The organism is Allosphingosinicella sp. (assembly GCF_035626655.1).
Lineage (GTDB): Bacteria > Pseudomonadota > Alphaproteobacteria > Sphingomonadales > Sphingomonadaceae > Allosphingosinicella.
Genome location: NZ_DASPNF010000010.1, coordinates 374,560 through 388,257, shown reverse-complemented (window position 1 = coordinate 388,257; position 13,698 = coordinate 374,560). Strand labels below are relative to the sequence as shown.

Annotated in this window: 14 protein-coding genes; 12 read left to right on the top strand and 2 right to left on the bottom strand. The window is 68.1% G+C overall.

Annotated features, from left to right (window positions below; genetic code table 11):
• The first annotated feature begins 17 nt into the window (after positions 1–17).
• The 9 genes from VEC11_RS10380 to VEC11_RS10340 all read left to right on the top strand — a co-directional run bounded on the left by VEC11_RS10380 (position 18) and on the right by VEC11_RS10340 (position 8,461).
• Positions 18–2,309, top strand: a complete 2,292-nt coding sequence (locus VEC11_RS10380) for a bifunctional salicylyl-CoA 5-hydroxylase/oxidoreductase (RefSeq protein ID WP_464130729.1) — start codon at positions 18–20, stop codon at positions 2,307–2,309.
• Positions 2,306–3,019 (top strand): SDR family NAD(P)-dependent oxidoreductase, encoded by a 714-nt coding sequence (locus tag VEC11_RS10375; protein ID WP_464130724.1) that lies wholly within the window; start codon positions 2,306–2,308, stop codon positions 3,017–3,019. Before VEC11_RS10380 ends, VEC11_RS10375 begins: the two co-directional genes overlap by 4 nt.
• Entirely contained in the window at positions 3,016–3,507 is a 492-nt protein-coding gene (locus VEC11_RS10370; protein ID WP_464130721.1) for a MarR family winged helix-turn-helix transcriptional regulator, read from the top strand. Before VEC11_RS10375 ends, VEC11_RS10370 begins: the two co-directional genes overlap by 4 nt.
• On the top strand, positions 3,497–4,300 hold the full coding sequence (locus VEC11_RS10365; protein WP_464130716.1) for an enoyl-CoA hydratase family protein: 804 nt from the start codon (positions 3,497–3,499) through the stop codon (positions 4,298–4,300). Before VEC11_RS10370 ends, VEC11_RS10365 begins: the two co-directional genes overlap by 11 nt.
• Positions 4,300–5,466, top strand: coding sequence for an acyl-CoA dehydrogenase family protein (locus VEC11_RS10360; protein ID WP_464130712.1), 1,167 nt, complete (start codon positions 4,300–4,302; stop codon positions 5,464–5,466). Before VEC11_RS10365 ends, VEC11_RS10360 begins: the two co-directional genes overlap by 1 nt.
• Entirely contained in the window at positions 5,463–5,855 is a 393-nt protein-coding gene (locus VEC11_RS10355) for a RidA family protein (protein ID WP_464130708.1), read from the top strand. Before VEC11_RS10360 ends, VEC11_RS10355 begins: the two co-directional genes overlap by 4 nt.
• Positions 5,852–7,411, top strand: a complete 1,560-nt coding sequence (locus tag VEC11_RS10350) for an AMP-binding protein (RefSeq protein ID WP_464130705.1) — start codon at positions 5,852–5,854, stop codon at positions 7,409–7,411. The genes VEC11_RS10355 and VEC11_RS10350 overlap by 4 nt, the downstream gene beginning before the upstream one ends.
• A 79-nt stretch (positions 7,412–7,490) precedes the next feature.
• Positions 7,491–7,949 carry a hypothetical protein gene (locus VEC11_RS10345; RefSeq protein ID WP_464130701.1) on the top strand — a complete coding sequence of 153 codons (459 nt, stop codon included), beginning with the start codon at positions 7,491–7,493 and terminating at the stop codon, positions 7,947–7,949.
• 56 nt (positions 7,950–8,005) lie between these two features.
• Positions 8,006–8,461 (top strand): hypothetical protein, encoded by a 456-nt coding sequence (locus VEC11_RS10340; RefSeq protein ID WP_464130697.1) that lies wholly within the window; start codon positions 8,006–8,008, stop codon positions 8,459–8,461.
• An 8-nt stretch (positions 8,462–8,469) separates the two neighbouring features.
• Here the strand turns inward: VEC11_RS10340 and VEC11_RS10335 are convergent, their stop codons facing one another.
• Positions 8,470–9,087, bottom strand: a complete 618-nt coding sequence (locus tag VEC11_RS10335) for a glutathione S-transferase family protein (protein ID WP_464130693.1) — start codon at positions 9,085–9,087, stop codon at positions 8,470–8,472.
• 99 nt (positions 9,088–9,186) lie between these two features.
• Positions 9,187–10,164 carry an NAD(P)H-quinone oxidoreductase gene (locus VEC11_RS10330; RefSeq protein ID WP_464130690.1) on the bottom strand — a complete coding sequence of 326 codons (978 nt, stop codon included), beginning with the start codon at positions 10,162–10,164 and terminating at the stop codon, positions 9,187–9,189.
• 107 nt (positions 10,165–10,271) lie between these two features.
• On the opposite strand from VEC11_RS10330, the gene VEC11_RS10325 reads away from it, so the two are divergent.
• The 3 genes from VEC11_RS10325 (at position 10,272) to VEC11_RS10315 (ending at position 13,681) form a co-directional block, all read left to right on the top strand.
• Positions 10,272–10,469: a DUF1192 domain-containing protein gene (locus VEC11_RS10325; RefSeq protein ID WP_464130688.1), complete on the top strand. Its 198-nt coding sequence runs from the start codon at positions 10,272–10,274 to the stop codon at positions 10,467–10,469.
• Positions 10,470–10,593: 124 nt separating this feature from the next.
• Positions 10,594–12,930 carry an ATP-dependent Clp protease ATP-binding subunit ClpA gene (gene clpA, locus VEC11_RS10320; RefSeq protein ID WP_464130685.1) on the top strand — a complete coding sequence of 779 codons (2,337 nt, stop codon included), beginning with the start codon at positions 10,594–10,596 and terminating at the stop codon, positions 12,928–12,930.
• Between the two features lie 130 nt (positions 12,931–13,060).
• The gene (locus tag VEC11_RS10315; protein WP_464130682.1) at positions 13,061–13,681 is read left to right on the top strand and encodes a glutathione S-transferase family protein; all 621 of its coding nucleotides are present in this window, start codon (positions 13,061–13,063) and stop codon (positions 13,679–13,681) included.
• Positions 13,682–13,698 lie beyond the last annotated feature (17 nt).

The window sequence follows — 13,698 nt, the reverse complement described above, 5'->3', positions numbered from 1 at the left end:
ATCAATCGGAGGACGGGATGCGGATTGCGTGCCTCGGCGGCGGGCCGGCCGGACTCTATTTCGCCATCTCGATGAAGCTGCGCGATCCCGCGCACCGGATCGACGTCTTCGAGCGCAACCGCCCCGGCGACACGTTCGGCTGGGGGGTCGTCTTCTCCGACCAGACGGTCGAGAATCTGATGGCCAACGACCCGGTCTCCGGCGCGGTGATCAGCGGGGAATTCGCGCACTGGGACGATATCGAAGTCCATATCCACGGCCAGACGATCCGCTCCTCCGGCCACGGCTTCATCGGCATCGGCCGCAAGCGGCTGCTCAACATCCTCCAGGAACGGGCGCGCGCGCTCGGCGTCGGGCTTCATTTCGAGCATGAGGCGAGCGCCGATCTCGCCGACTGGGCCGACTATGACCTCGTCATCGCCGCCGACGGCGCCAACAGCCGCATCCGCGATCGTTATGCCGACCATTTCGGCGTGGACGTCCAGGTCCGCCGCAACAAATTCTTCTGGTTCGGCACGGCCAGGATATTCGAGGCCTTCACCTTCGCCTTCGAGCAGACCGAGGCCGGCTGGGTCTGGGCGCACGCCTATCGCTTCGACGACGACCTCTCGACCTTCATCGTCGAGATGGACCCGGAGACCTGGGCGGGGCTCGGCCTCGATGCGATGGACCAGCCGGAGGCGATCGCGCTCTGCGAGCGGATCTTCGCCCGCTATCTGGACGGGAACGCGCTCGTCTCCAACGCCACCCACCTGCCCGGCCCGCAGGCCTGGCTGACCTTCCGCCGCATCGTCTGCGAGCGCTGGGACTACGGCAAATTGATCCTGCTCGGCGACGCCGCCCATACCGCCCATTTCTCGATCGGCTCGGGCACCAAGCTGGCGCTGGAGGATGCGATCAAGCTGGCGGAGGTGCTGAACCGGCCCGGCCTCGGCCGCGACGCCGCGCTCGCCGAATATCAGGCGGAGCGGAACCTCGAGGTGCTGAAGCTGCAGAACAGCGCCCGCAACTCCACCGAATGGTTCGAGACGCTGGACCGCTATCTCCATTTCGAGCCGATCCAGTTCGCTTATTCGCTGCTCACCCGCTCGCAGCGCGTCAGCCACGAGAATCTGCGCCTGCGCGACCGGGACTGGCTCGAGGGCGTGGAGCGCTGGTTCCTAGCGAAGGCGCGCGGCCGCCCCGCGAACGACCCCGCCCCGCCCATGTTCGCGCCTTTCCGCCTCAGGGAGATGGAGCTGGCCAACCGCGTCGTCGTCTCTCCCATGGCCATGTATTCTGCGAAGGACGGCCTGCCGGACGACTTCCATCTCGTCCATTACGGCGCGCGGGCCCAGGGCGGCGCGGGCCTGCTCTATACGGAGATGACCTGCGTCTCCCCCGAGGCACGGATTACCCCGGGCTGCACCGGCATGTACGCGCCGGAGCATGTGGCGGCCTGGCGAAGGATCGTCGACTTCGTCCATGCCAACAGCCAGGCCAGATTCTGCCTGCAGCTCGGCCATAGCGGCCCCAAGGGCAGCACCAGGGTCGGCTGGGAGGGCTATGACGTGCCGCTGGACAGCGGCAACTGGCCGGTCATGGCGGCGAGCGACGTGCCCTGGAGCCCCGACAACCAGGTGCCGCGCCCGGTGACCCGCGCGGACATGGACCGGGTGATCGGCGAGTTCGTCGCGTCGGTCCGGATGGGCCTGGAGGCGGGGTTCGACATGATCGAGCTGCACGCCGCCCACGGCTATCTGCTCTCGAGCTTCATCACCCCGCTGACCAACAAGCGCACGGATGAATATGGGGGGAGCCTGGAGAACCGGCTGCGCTTCCCGCTGGAGGTGTTCCGGGCGATGCGGGCGGCCTGGCCCGAGGACCGGCCGATGTCTGTCCGCATCTCGGCCAATGACTGGATGGGGGAGCTCGGCATCCGGCCCGACGACGCGGTGGAGATCGGCCGCGCCTTCTGGGCCGCCGGCGCCGACCTGATCGACGTCTCCGCCGGGCAGACCTGGGCCGATTGCCAGCCGATCTACGGGCGCATGTTCCAGACCCCCTTTGCCGACCAGGTCCGCAACGAGGGCCGCGTCACGACCATGGCGGTCGGCAACATCTACGAGCCCGACCATGTCAACTCGATCCTTGCCGCCGGCCGCGCCGATCTGGTCGCGCTCGCCCGGCCGCACCTGATAGATCCGAGCTGGACGCTCCGCGCCGCTGCGCAGCAGGATTATCGCCGCGTCGCCGTGCCGCCGCCCTATCTTGGCGGCATGGCCCAGCTCGCCCGCAACCTGCAGCGCGAGGCGGAGCTCAAGGCATGAGGCTGGCCGGGCAGCATGCGATCGTCACCGGCGGCGGCACCGGCATCGGCGCCGCCATCGCCGCGGCGCTGGAGGCCGAAGGCGCGGCCGTCAGCCGGGTCGGCCGCAGGCCGGAGAAGCTGGGGCCAAACGGCGTCGCCGCCGACGTGACGGACCGGGCGCAGGTCGACGCCGCCTTCGCCGCCGCACGGGAGCGCCACGGCCCGGTCGCGATCCTCGTCAACAATGCCGGCCAGGCGGGGGGCGAGCCCTTCGCCCGGATCAGCGCCGAGCTCTGGCGGGATCGGCTGGCGGTCAATCTCGACGGCGCCTTCCACTGCTGCCAGGCCGCCCTCGCCGACCTGCTGGCCGCGGAACGGGGCCGGATCGTCACCATCGCCTCGACCGCGGGCCTGCGCGGCTACGCCTATACCGCGCCCTATGTCGCGGCGAAGCACGGCGCGGTCGGGCTGATGCGCGCTTTGGCGGTGGAATTCGCGAAGACCGGGCTTACCGCCAATGCCGTCTGCCCCGGCTTCACCGACACCGACCTCGTCGCCGGCGCCATCGCGAACATCCAGGCGAAAACCGGCCGCAGCGAGGCCGAGGCGAAAGCGGAGCTGGCCCGGCTCAACCCCTCCGGCCGGCTGATCGCGCCCGCCGAGATCGCCGCGCTGGTGCTCGAGCTCGTCCTCTCCGAGCGCAATGGCGAGGCGGTGGAGCTCGCATGACCGAGGCCGTGGCGATCCGCGAGAAGCATGACGGCGCGCTCGACGGCGGCGCCGGCGTCCGGCTCTGGCTCAGATTGCTCTCCTGCACGATGGCGATAGAGAAGGACGTGCAGCGCCGGCTCGGGCGGCAGGGCGCGACGCTTGCCCGCTTCGACGTGCTCGCCGCGCTCGACCGCGAAGGCGACGGCATGACCATGGGCGCGCTCTCCCGCGCCCTGCTCGTCTCCAACGGCAACGTCACCCAGCTCGTCCAGAAGCTGGCCAGGGACGGGCTGGTCGCGATCGCCCCCTCCCCGTCCGACCGGCGCGCCTCGATCGTCCGGCTCACACCCAGGGGCCGGACGGAGTTCGATGGCCTCGCCGCCGCCCATCAAGACTGGATCGACGGCCTGCTGGCGGCGATGGATGCGGAAAGCCGCGAAACCCTCTATCAGGCGCTTGGCGCGCTCAAGCGATCGATCGCGAAAGGACAGCAGCTTGGATCCTGAAGCTTTCAGCCCCGCGCATTTCCAATGGGATTATGCGGACGGCGTCGCCACGGTCACGCTGAACCGGCCCGAGCGGAAGAACCCGCTGACCTTCGAATCCTATGCCGAGCTGCGCGATACCTTCCGGGCCCTGGTCCATGCGAAGCAGGTCAAGGCGGTCGTCGTCGCCGGCGCGGGCGGCAATTTCAGCTCGGGCGGCGACGTCCACGAGATTATCGGCCCGCTGACCGAAATGGAGATGCCGGGTCTGCTCGATTTCACCCGGATGACCGGCGATCTGGTCAAGGCGATGCGCGCCTGCCCGCAGCCGATCATTGCCGCGCTGGAAGGGGTCTGCGTCGGCGCCGGCGCGATCGTCGCCATGGCCTCCGACATCCGCATCGCCGCGCCGGGGACGAAGACCGCCTTCCTGTTCACCCGCGTCGGCCTCGCCGGCTGCGACATGGGCGCCTGCGCGATCCTGCCCCGCATCATCGGTCAGGGCCGCGCCTCGGAACTGCTTTTCACCGGCCGGGTAATGAGCGCCGAGGAAGGCGAGAAATGGGGCTTTCACAATAAGTTGGCGGACGCTCCTCTGGCCGAAGCGCAGGCGCTCGCCCGGAGCCTCGCCAGCGGCCCGACCTTCGCCCACGGCATCACCAAGACGCAGCTCAATACGGAATGGGCGGTGAGCCTGGAGACGGCGATCGAAATGGAGGCGCAGGCGCAGGCGATCTGCATGGCCACCAACGACTTCCGCCGGGCCTTCGAAGCCTTCGCCGAGAAGCGCCAGCCGGAATTCCGGGGCGACTGATGGCCGACCGGAGCTTCCTCGACTGGCCCTTTTTCGATGACGAGCACAGGCGGCTCGCCGCCGACCTTGAGAAATGGTGTGAAGCCGAGCTCGGCCATGGCCATGGCGAGGACGTGGATGCTGCATGCCGCGCTTTGGTACGCAAGCTCGGCCAGGGCGGCTGGCTCCGCTATTGCGTCCCGGCAGCCTGGGGCGGCGTGCACGAAAATCTCGACGTCCGCTCGCTCGCCCTGATCCGCGAGACCCTCGCCCGCCATGACGGCCTCGCCGATTTCGCCTTCGCCATGCAGGGCCTCGGCTCGGGCACGATCAGCCTGTTCGGCTCCGAAGCTCAGAAGCAATCTTATCTTCCGGCGGTCGCCCGCGGCGAAAAGATCGCGGCCTTCGCGCTCACCGAGCCGACGTCCGGCTCGGACGTCGCCAATCTGGAGACGCGGGCCGATGCAGACGGCAACGGTTACGTGATCGACGGGGCCAAGACCTACATCTCGAATGGCGGCATCGCCAATTTCTACGTGCTCTTCGCGCGCACCGGCGAGGCGCCCGGCGCGAAGGGTGTCTCCGCCTTCATCGTCGATGCCGGGACCACCGGCCTCGACGCGAGCGAGCGGATTCAGGTGATCGCCCCGCACCCGCTGGCCATGCTGAAATTCACCGCCATGCACTTGCCGGCCGATGCCCTGCTCGGGACGCGCGGCGAGGGCTTCAAGCAGGCCATGGCGACGCTGGACGTGTTCCGCACCACCGTTGGCGGTGCCGCGCTCGGCTTCGCCCGCCGCGCGCTCGACGAGGCCACGCAGCGCGCCCTCACCCGCAAGTCGATGGGCGCCACGCTTGCCGACAATGCGATCGTCCAGGCCCTGCTCGCCGAGATGGTGCTGGACGTCGATGCCGCCGCCTTGCTCGTCTACCGTGCCGCCTGGGTCCGCGACGTCCAAGGCCGGCGCAACAGCCGCGAGGCCGCGCTCGCCAAATTGCAGGCGACCGACGGGGCCCAGGCCGTGATCGACAAGGCGGTGCAGATTTTCGGCGGCCTCGGCGTCACCGTCGGCGTTCCGGTCGAGAGCCTCTACCGCGAGATCAGGGCGCTGCGCATCTACGAGGGCGCATCCGAGGTGCAGAAGGTGGTGATCGCCCGCAACCATCTGGCGGAGTTCGGCCGATGAGGACTCTGCTGCCACCCGGCTGGCCCCGCCCCAAAGGCTATGCGAACGGCATTTCGGCACGCGGCCGGCTGATCGCTACGGCGGGCGTCGTCGGCTGGAATGCGGAGGAGCAGTTCGAGACGGACGATCTCGCGGGCCAGTTCCGGCAGGTGCTCCTCAACACGCTCGCCATCCTCGCCGAGGACGGCGCCGGCCCGGAGCATATCGTCCGCATGACCTGGTACGTCACCGACATCGAAGCCTATCGAAACGGCCTTGCCGGCATCGGCGCCGCCTGGCGGGAGCTGATCGGCCGGAACTATCCCGCCATGGCCGTTGTCGGCGTCACGGCCCTGGTCGAGCCGCGCGCGAAGATCGAGATCGAGACGCTCGCGGTGGTGCCCGAATGACCGACAATTTCATCCGCGACCTTCTGCCGCCGCCCGAGGCGCAGCCCGAATTCCTGTTCACCCTCCCCGAGCTCCAATATCCCGAGCGCCTGAACGCCGCCGTCGAGCTGATCGACCGGCAGGATCCGGACGCGCTCGCCGTGATCAACGACGCGGGCAGCTGGACCTTCGGCGAGATGAAGGATCTGTCGGACCGGATCGCCCGCCTGCTGGTCGAGCGCGAGGGCCTGGTTCCCGGCAACCGCGTCTTCCTGCGCGGCCCCAACAATGCGATGCTGTTCGCCTCATGGCTCGGGGTGCTGAAGGCGGGCGGCGTGGTCGTCACCACGATGCCGATGCTCCGCCCAGGCGAGATCGCCACGATCCTCGAGCGCGCGCGGATCAGCCACGCCATCGTCGACGCCCGCTTCCGCGCCGATTTCGACGCGGCCGGCGGCACCGGGTCGATCATCGCCTATGACGGCGACAACGGCTTTCCCGGCCTCGAGGAGATCGCGCCGGGCTTCACCCCGGTCGACACCGGCCGCGACGACGTCGCCCTCGTCGCCTTTACGTCGGGGACGACCGGCAATCCCAAGGGCTGCGTCCATTATCACCGCGACATCCTCGCCCCCGCCGACAGCTTCGCCCGCCATTTGCTGGCGCCCGCGCCCGGCCAGCGCTGGGCCTGCTCGGCGCCGATCGCCTTCACCTTCGGGCTGGGCATGCTGCTGATTTTCCCCTGGCGCTTCGGCGGCGCCGCGGTGACGATCGAGACGCCGGGACCGGGACCGCTGCTCGACGCCATCGCCCGCCACAAGGTCACCAATCTCGCCACCGCGCCCACCGCCTACAAGGCGATCCTCTCCATGCTGAACGGGCATGACATCTCCACGCTCAGGACCTGCGTCTCGGCGGGCGAGCATCTGCCCGCGGCGACCTGGCAGGCCTGGCAGGCGAAGACCGGGATCGCGATCGTTGACGGCATTGGCGCAACCGAGATGATGCACATCTTCATCTCCGCCTCGGGCGACGACATCCGCCCGGGCGCAACCGGCAAGGCGGTGCCCGGCTATGTCGCGACCGTGCTCGACGAGGACAACCGGCCCATGGCCGAAGGCACCGGCCGCCTCGCCGTGAAAGGGCCCACGGGCTGCCGCTACTTCGACGACTCGCGCCAGGCCAATTATGTCGTCGACGGCTGGAACGTCACCGGCGACACCTACCGCAAGGATGCCGACGGCTATTTCTGGTACCTCGCCCGCTCCGACGACATGATCATCTCCTCGGGCTACAATATCGCCGCGCCCGAGGTGGAGAATGCGCTCTATGCGCATGAGGCGGTGCAGGAATGCGCGGTGGTCGGCATCCCCTGCGAGGAGCGCGGCCAGAAGGTGAAGGCCTTCGTCGTCCTGGCCCCCGGCTGGGCGCCGGACGCGGGGACCGTGACCGCGCTGCAGGACCATGTGAAGGCGGTGATCGCGCCGTACAAATATCCGCGCGAGGTCGCGTTCGTTGAGGCGCTGCCGAAGACCGCGACCGGTAAATTGCAGCGTTTTGCGCTGCGCGAGCTCTAGGCCGGCAAAAGGCCACAATTCCTCCCACGGCCCGCCGCAATTCGGGTCGAGCGTCGCCACCATAACGGGAGGAAAAACAATGAAAAAACTGCTGATCGCAGCGCTTGTCGCGGGACAGATTCTGGGCGCCGCCGCGCCCGCCATGGCCCAGGGCTCCGGCACCAGCCGCGACCTGGAGACGGGCGCGTTCGGCGGTGTCCGCCTGCGCATCCCTTTTGGCGGCTCCCGGGACGAGCGGGCCAGCGCCAGCCTGGCCTTCGCGCCGACCATGCGCGCCGAATATAGCGACGGCCGCGCCCGCACCCATATCGGCGAGGGGTTCGAATTCGGGGTGAACGACCGGGGCACCGTGCGGTTCTCGCTGGCCGGGACGCCGGTCAACCGGCTGGTCCAGGGGCGGGGCGGCCCGGAGGGGCGGCGCATGGGCGTCTCGACCCTTGGTTGGGTCGCGATCGGCGCCGGCACCGTGGTCGTGCTGGTCGGCGGCTTCTACTGGTGGCTGATGGAGGAATCCGAGTGCGACCCGGGCGAGTGCTGACTCGCGCCTGATCGACACGCGGCGGACCCGAATCCGCCATTGGGGGAAGATATTCGATGAAGAAATTGCTGATCGCCGCGCTCGTCGCGGGGCAGACCTGCGCTGCCACCACGCCCGCTTTCGCGCAGGGCTATGCACCGGCACACGACACGGAAATGGGGATGTTCAGCGGCGTCCGGATCCGCATCCCGTTCGGCGGCGGCGCCCGGGCGCCGATCCGCGCCGGCCTCGCCTTCGCGCCGACCGCCCGCACCGATTATCAGGACGGCCGCGTCCGCACCCGGATCGGCGAGGGCCTCGAATTCGGCGTCAACGGCCGCGAGCCGCTGCAATTCTCGCTGGCGGGAACGCCGGTCAACCGCCTCGCCCAGGGCCGCGCCGGCCCCGACGGGCAACGGCTGGGCGTCTCGACCATCGGCTGGATTGCGATCGGCGTCGGCGCCACCCTCGTAATCCTGGTGACCGCCACCGCGATCTGCATGTCCGATTCGGAGTGCAATCCCAGCGAATAGGGGGCCGGTCAGGCGTCCATCGGCACGTAATCCGGCAGGGCCTCGACCCGCTTCAGCCAGGCTCGCACCGCTGGACGGTCCGTCAGGCTGAAGCCCCCGCCCTCGGCGACATGAGTGTAGGCGTAGAGCGCGATGTCGGCGAGCGTCACGCTGTCGCCGACCAGCCAGTCGCGGGTGGCGAGATGCTCGTCCAGCAGCGCCAGCGCCGCCTCGCCGGCAGCCTTCTTGGCGGGGAATTGCGCGCGCTGCAGCTCGCTCCAGTTCGCCTCACCGATCCAGCCGTGCCAGAAGCGCAGGGTCGCGACATTGGGCTCGTGATTATATTGTTCCCAGAACAGCCAGCGCAGCATGTCGGCCCGGTCGAACCGGTCCTCGGGGATCAGCCAGGTGCTGTCGGCGAGGTAGCAGCAGGCCGCGTTGCTTTCCGGGATGAAGCGGGCGCCGTCCTGCAGCACGGGGATCCGGCCGTTGGCGTTGACGTTCGCCAGGAAGTCGGCCGTCCGGGTCTCGCCGGCCATGATGTCATATTCGCGCCGCTCCAGCGCCAGGCCGAGCAGCGCCGCGGTCAGCCTGACCTTGTAGCAATTTCCCGAGGCGGCATATTCGTGAAGGACCAGGTCGCTCATTCATCATTCTCCCCTCCCGCGCCCATGCCAGCGGCGGCAGGGCCGGTCCAAATGAATGAAGCGGCCGGCGCATAAGCGGCCTTTATCGCCGCTCCCGGCTCAGACGGTCAGGACGATCTTTCCGACATGCTCGCCCGCCTCCATCAGCCGGTGCGCCTCGGCCGCCTCGGCGAGCGGGAAGGTCGTGTGAATGACAGGCTTCAGCCGTCCTTCCTCGACGAACGGCCAGACGCTGCGCGCAATCTCATCGGCGACCAGCGACTTGAAGGCGACCGGCCGGGGCCGCAGCGTCGAGCCGGTCAAGGTCAGGCGGCGCATCATCAGGCTGGCGATGTTGATCTCGGCGCTGGCCCCGCCCTGGACCGCGATCGAGACATGACGGCCGTCCTCGGCCAGGCAGTCCAGATTGCGCGGCAGATAGTCGCCGCCGACCATGTCGAGGACGATATTGACCCCCCTCCCCTCGGTCAGCCGCTGCACCTCGGCGACGAAGTCATGGGTCCGGTAGTTGATCGCCTCGGCGGCCCCCAGTTCCAGCGCCCGCGCGCATTTCCCGTCGCTGCCGCAGGTGACGATGATCCTGAGGCCGAACAATTGCCCCAGCGCGATCGCCATCGTGCCGATGCCGCTGGTGCCACCATGGACGAGCACGGCCTCGCCCTCCATCGCATAGGCACGCTCGAACAGGTTGCTCCAGACGGTGAACAGGGTCTCGGGCGTGGCCGCCGCCTCGACCATATTGAGCGTGGCCGGCACGGGCAGACACTGACCGACCGGCGCAGTGCAATATTCGGCATAACCGCCGCCTGCGACGAGCGCGCAGACCGGCTGGCCGACCAAAGCCTTCGGCACCTCCTCGCCGACTGCGGCGACGATGCCCGCCACTTCCAGCCCCGGGATCGAGGGCGCGCCCGGCGGCGGCGGATAGAGGCCGCGCCGCTGGATCACGTCCGGGCGGTTCACGCCCGCCGCCGCGACCCGGACCAGCACCTCGCCTGTCTCCGGCTTCGGCACCGGCCGGCGAACCGGGATCAGCACCTCCGGTCCGCCCGGTCCGGCCGGGTCGATCGCGCTCATTTCCTCTGGCATTTCTTCCGGCAACGCCGTCATTCCCCCGGTCCGTTTCGTCGCAAAGCCCCGGCGGGTTTATTGACTTGGGCGTGCCGTCGGTCAACGCTGCAGCCATGGATCTCGATGACCTGTTTCCGGACAAGCCGGACGATCCGCTGACGCTGCTGACGAAGCAGGACCTCGATCCCCTGTCGGTCGAGGAGCTGAGCGCGCGGATCGAGATCCTGGAAGGCGAGATCGCGCGGGTGAAGGCAAAGCTGGACGCCTCGATCAGCTTCCGCGCGAGCGCCGACGAGCTGTTCAAGCGATGATCCTGCGACGTCCTCGCGGCGGCTGGAACAGCCCCCGACGGTCGGACGTCTTGATCGTGGCCGGTCGAAACCCGAAATTAACCATGTGGCCCCACGGTAGTCGGGGGTCCTGAGGAGTACATCAATGCCTTCATTCGCCCGCGAGCTCGAACAGACGCTCCACAACGCCCTCGCCGAGGCGAGCGGCCGTCGCCATGAATATGCGACGCTGGAGCATCTCCTGCTCGCCCTTATCGAGGATGTTCACGCCGGTCGCGTGATGGAGGCCTGCGGGGTCAATACGGGCGAACTGCGCGATGCGGTGCGGCATTATCTCGACAACGAGCTCGAGGCGCTGAAGGTCGACCAGGAGACGGACCCCTCCCCGACCAGCGGCTTCCAGCGCGTCGTCCAGCGCGCCATCCTCCACGTCCAGTCCTCGGGCCGCGACGAAGTGACCGGCGCCAACGTGCTCGTCGCGCTCTTCTCCGAGCGGGAGAGCTATGCGGTCTATTTCCTGCAGCAGCAGGACATGAGCCGGCTCGACGCGGTGACCTATATCTCGCACGGCGTCGGCAAGGGCGAACCCAGCCAGGCGCAGCCCTCCGAGACGAAGAGCACCGACGAGCCCAAGACCGAGGAAGGCAAGAAGAAGCCGGAATCGGCGCTCAAGCAGTTCACCGTCAACCTCAACGAGAAGGCCGAGGAAGGCCGCGTCGATCCGCTGATCGGCCGGGGGCCCGAGGTCGACCGGACCGTCCAGATCCTCTGCCGCCGCTCGAAGAACAACCCGCTCTATGTGGGGGATCCCGGCGTCGGCAAGACCGCCATCGCCGAGGGCCTCGCCCGCAAGATCGTCGAGGGCGACGTCCCCGACGTGCTGAAACCCGCCATCATCTATTCGCTCGACATGGGCGCGCTGCTGGCTGGCACCCGCTATCGCGGCGATTTCGAGGAGCGGCTGAAGGCGGTGGTGAACGAGCTGGAGAAGCTTCCCCACGCCGTCCTGTTCATCGACGAGATCCACACCGTGATCGGCGCCGGCGCCACCTCCGGCGGCGCGATGGACGCCTCGAACCTGCTCAAGCCGGCCCTCTCCAACGGGGCGATTCGCTGCATCGGCTCGACCACCTACAAGGAATTCCGCAACCATTTCGAGAAGGACCGGGCCCTGCTCCGGCGCTTCCAGAAGATCGACGTCAACGAGCCGACGCTCGACGACACGATCAAGATCCTCGGCGGCCTGCGCTCGGCCTTCGAGGAGCATCACAGCGTCAAATACACGCCCGACGCGATCAAGGCGGCGGTGGAGCTCTCGGCCCGTTACATCAACGACCGCAAGCTGCCCGACAAGGCGATCGACGTGATCGACGAGGTCGGCGCGATGCAGATGCTGGTGCCCCCGTCGCGGCGCAAGAAGACGATCACCGTAAAGGAGATCGAGGCGGTCATCTCGACCATGGCGCGCATCCCCGCGAAGAGCGTATCCAGCGACGACAAGAAGGCGCTGGAGCATCTCGACAAGGATCTGAAGCGCGTCGTCTTCGGCCAGGACAAGGCGATCGAGGTCCTCTCCTCGGCGATCAAGCTTTCGCGCGCGGGCCTCCGCGATCCCGACAAGCCGATCGGCAACTACCTCTTCTCCGGCCCGACCGGCGTCGGCAAGACCGAGGTGGCGCGCCAGCTCGCCTCGATCATGGGCATCCCGCTGCAGCGCTTTGACATGTCCGAATATATGGAGCGCCACTCGGTCAGCCGCCTGATCGGCGCCCCGCCGGGCTATGTCGGCTACGACCAGGGCGGCCTGCTGACCGACGCGGTCGACCAGCATCCGCACAGCGTGCTCCTGCTTGATGAGATCGAGAAGGCGCATCCGGACCTGTTCAACATCCTCCTCCAGATCATGGACAATGGCCGGCTCACCGACCATCACGGCAAGACGGTCGATTTCCGCAACGTGATCCTGATCATGACCACCAATGCCGGCGCCGCCGACATGGCGAGCGAGGCGATCGGCTTCGGCAACCTCACCAAGGAGGATGCCCAGGACGAGGCGGTGAAGCGGATGTTCACGCCAGAATTCCGCAACCGGCTCGATGCGATCGTGCCCTTCGCCTATCTGCCGACCGAGGTCGTCGCCCGCGTCGTCGACAAGTTCATCCTGCAGCTCGAACTCCAGCTGGCGGATCGCAACGTCCATATCGAGCTGGACGACGAGGCCCGCGCCTGGCTGACCCAGCGCGGCTATGACAAGCTCTACGGCGCGCGGCCGATGGGGCGCCTGGTGCAGGAGAAGATCAAGCAACCGCTCGCCGAGGAATTATTGTTCGGCAAGCTCGTCCATGGCGGCGAGGTCAAGGTCCGTATCAAGGACAATGCGCCGGGCTTCGAGATCGCCTCGGCGCCGCCCAAGCCGCCCAAGGGCAAGAAGAAGGCCGGCGGCAAGACCAAGCCGGCGGACCAGACGGAAGAGCAGGCTTAGGCAAAAGGCCCTCCCCTCGCGGAGGGCCTTTTCGCATCGGCGGTCCGCCCTTTCGGCAAGGCCGGCGGGACTCCCGCTTTGCCGCGCAGGGGTCTAGGCTCGGCCGACCCCCAACGCCGGAGCAGCCGCCATGACCGACCTCGTCTTCTACACCAATCCCCAGTCCCGCGGCCGCGTGATCCGCTGGATGCTGGAGGAGGTCGGGGCGCCCTACGAGACCAGGGTTGTCGACTATGCGGTGATGAAGGGGGCCGATTATCTCGCCATAAATCCGATGGGCAAGGTCCCCGCCATCACCCATGGCGGCGAGGTGGTGACGGAGACGCCGGCGATCTGCGCCTATCTCGCCGATGCCTTTCCCGAGGCCGGCCTGATCCCGCCCGCGGGCCACCGGAAGCGCGCCGCTTATTATCGCTGGCTGTTCTTCGCCGCCGGCCCGGTCGAGGCCGCGGTCACCAACAAGGCGCTCAAGATCGAGATCAATGAGGAGCAGAGCCGCTTCGTCGGTTATGGGAATTTCGACGCCGCGATCGACGCGCTCGAGCATGCGCTGCGCCCCGGCCCCTATATTTGCGGCGACCAGTTCACCGCCGCCGACCTCTATCTCGGCTCGCAGATCGGCTATGGCATGCTGTTCGGGACGATCGAGAAGCGCCCGCTGTTCGAGGATTATTTCGCCCGCATCCAGGCCCGGCCGGCGGCGATCCGGGCGCGCGAGCTGGACGACGCTTTGATGGCGCCGGCCGCCTGATCCGGCCGGGGAACGGG

What these genes read in the sequence shown, in the direction of transcription:
- VEC11_RS10360 (WP_464130712.1), top strand. Translation starts at nt 4,300, where the DNA reads ATGGCCGACCGGAGCTTCCTCGACTGGCCCTTTTTCGATGACGAGCAC.
- VEC11_RS10380 (WP_464130729.1), top strand. Translation starts at nt 18, where the DNA reads ATGCGGATTGCGTGCCTCGGCGGCGGGCCGGCCGGACTCTATTTCGCC.
- VEC11_RS10315 (WP_464130682.1), top strand. Translation starts at nt 13,061, where the DNA reads ATGACCGACCTCGTCTTCTACACCAATCCCCAGTCCCGCGGCCGCGTG.
- VEC11_RS10340 (WP_464130697.1), top strand. Translation starts at nt 8,006, where the DNA reads ATGAAGAAATTGCTGATCGCCGCGCTCGTCGCGGGGCAGACCTGCGCT.
- VEC11_RS10350 (WP_464130705.1), top strand. Translation starts at nt 5,852, where the DNA reads ATGACCGACAATTTCATCCGCGACCTTCTGCCGCCGCCCGAGGCGCAG.
- VEC11_RS10330 (WP_464130690.1), bottom strand. Translation starts at nt 10,164, where the DNA reads ATGAGCGCGATCGACCCGGCCGGACCGGGCGGACCGGAGGTGCTGATC.
- clpA (WP_464130685.1), top strand. Translation starts at nt 10,594, where the DNA reads ATGCCTTCATTCGCCCGCGAGCTCGAACAGACGCTCCACAACGCCCTC.
- VEC11_RS10370 (WP_464130721.1), top strand. Translation starts at nt 3,016, where the DNA reads ATGACCGAGGCCGTGGCGATCCGCGAGAAGCATGACGGCGCGCTCGAC.
- VEC11_RS10355 (WP_464130708.1), top strand. Translation starts at nt 5,463, where the DNA reads ATGAGGACTCTGCTGCCACCCGGCTGGCCCCGCCCCAAAGGCTATGCG.
- VEC11_RS10335 (WP_464130693.1), bottom strand. Translation starts at nt 9,087, where the DNA reads ATGAGCGACCTGGTCCTTCACGAATATGCCGCCTCGGGAAATTGCTAC.
- VEC11_RS10325 (WP_464130688.1), top strand. Translation starts at nt 10,272, where the DNA reads ATGGATCTCGATGACCTGTTTCCGGACAAGCCGGACGATCCGCTGACG.
- VEC11_RS10345 (WP_464130701.1), top strand. Translation starts at nt 7,491, where the DNA reads ATGAAAAAACTGCTGATCGCAGCGCTTGTCGCGGGACAGATTCTGGGC.
- VEC11_RS10375 (WP_464130724.1), top strand. Translation starts at nt 2,306, where the DNA reads ATGAGGCTGGCCGGGCAGCATGCGATCGTCACCGGCGGCGGCACCGGC.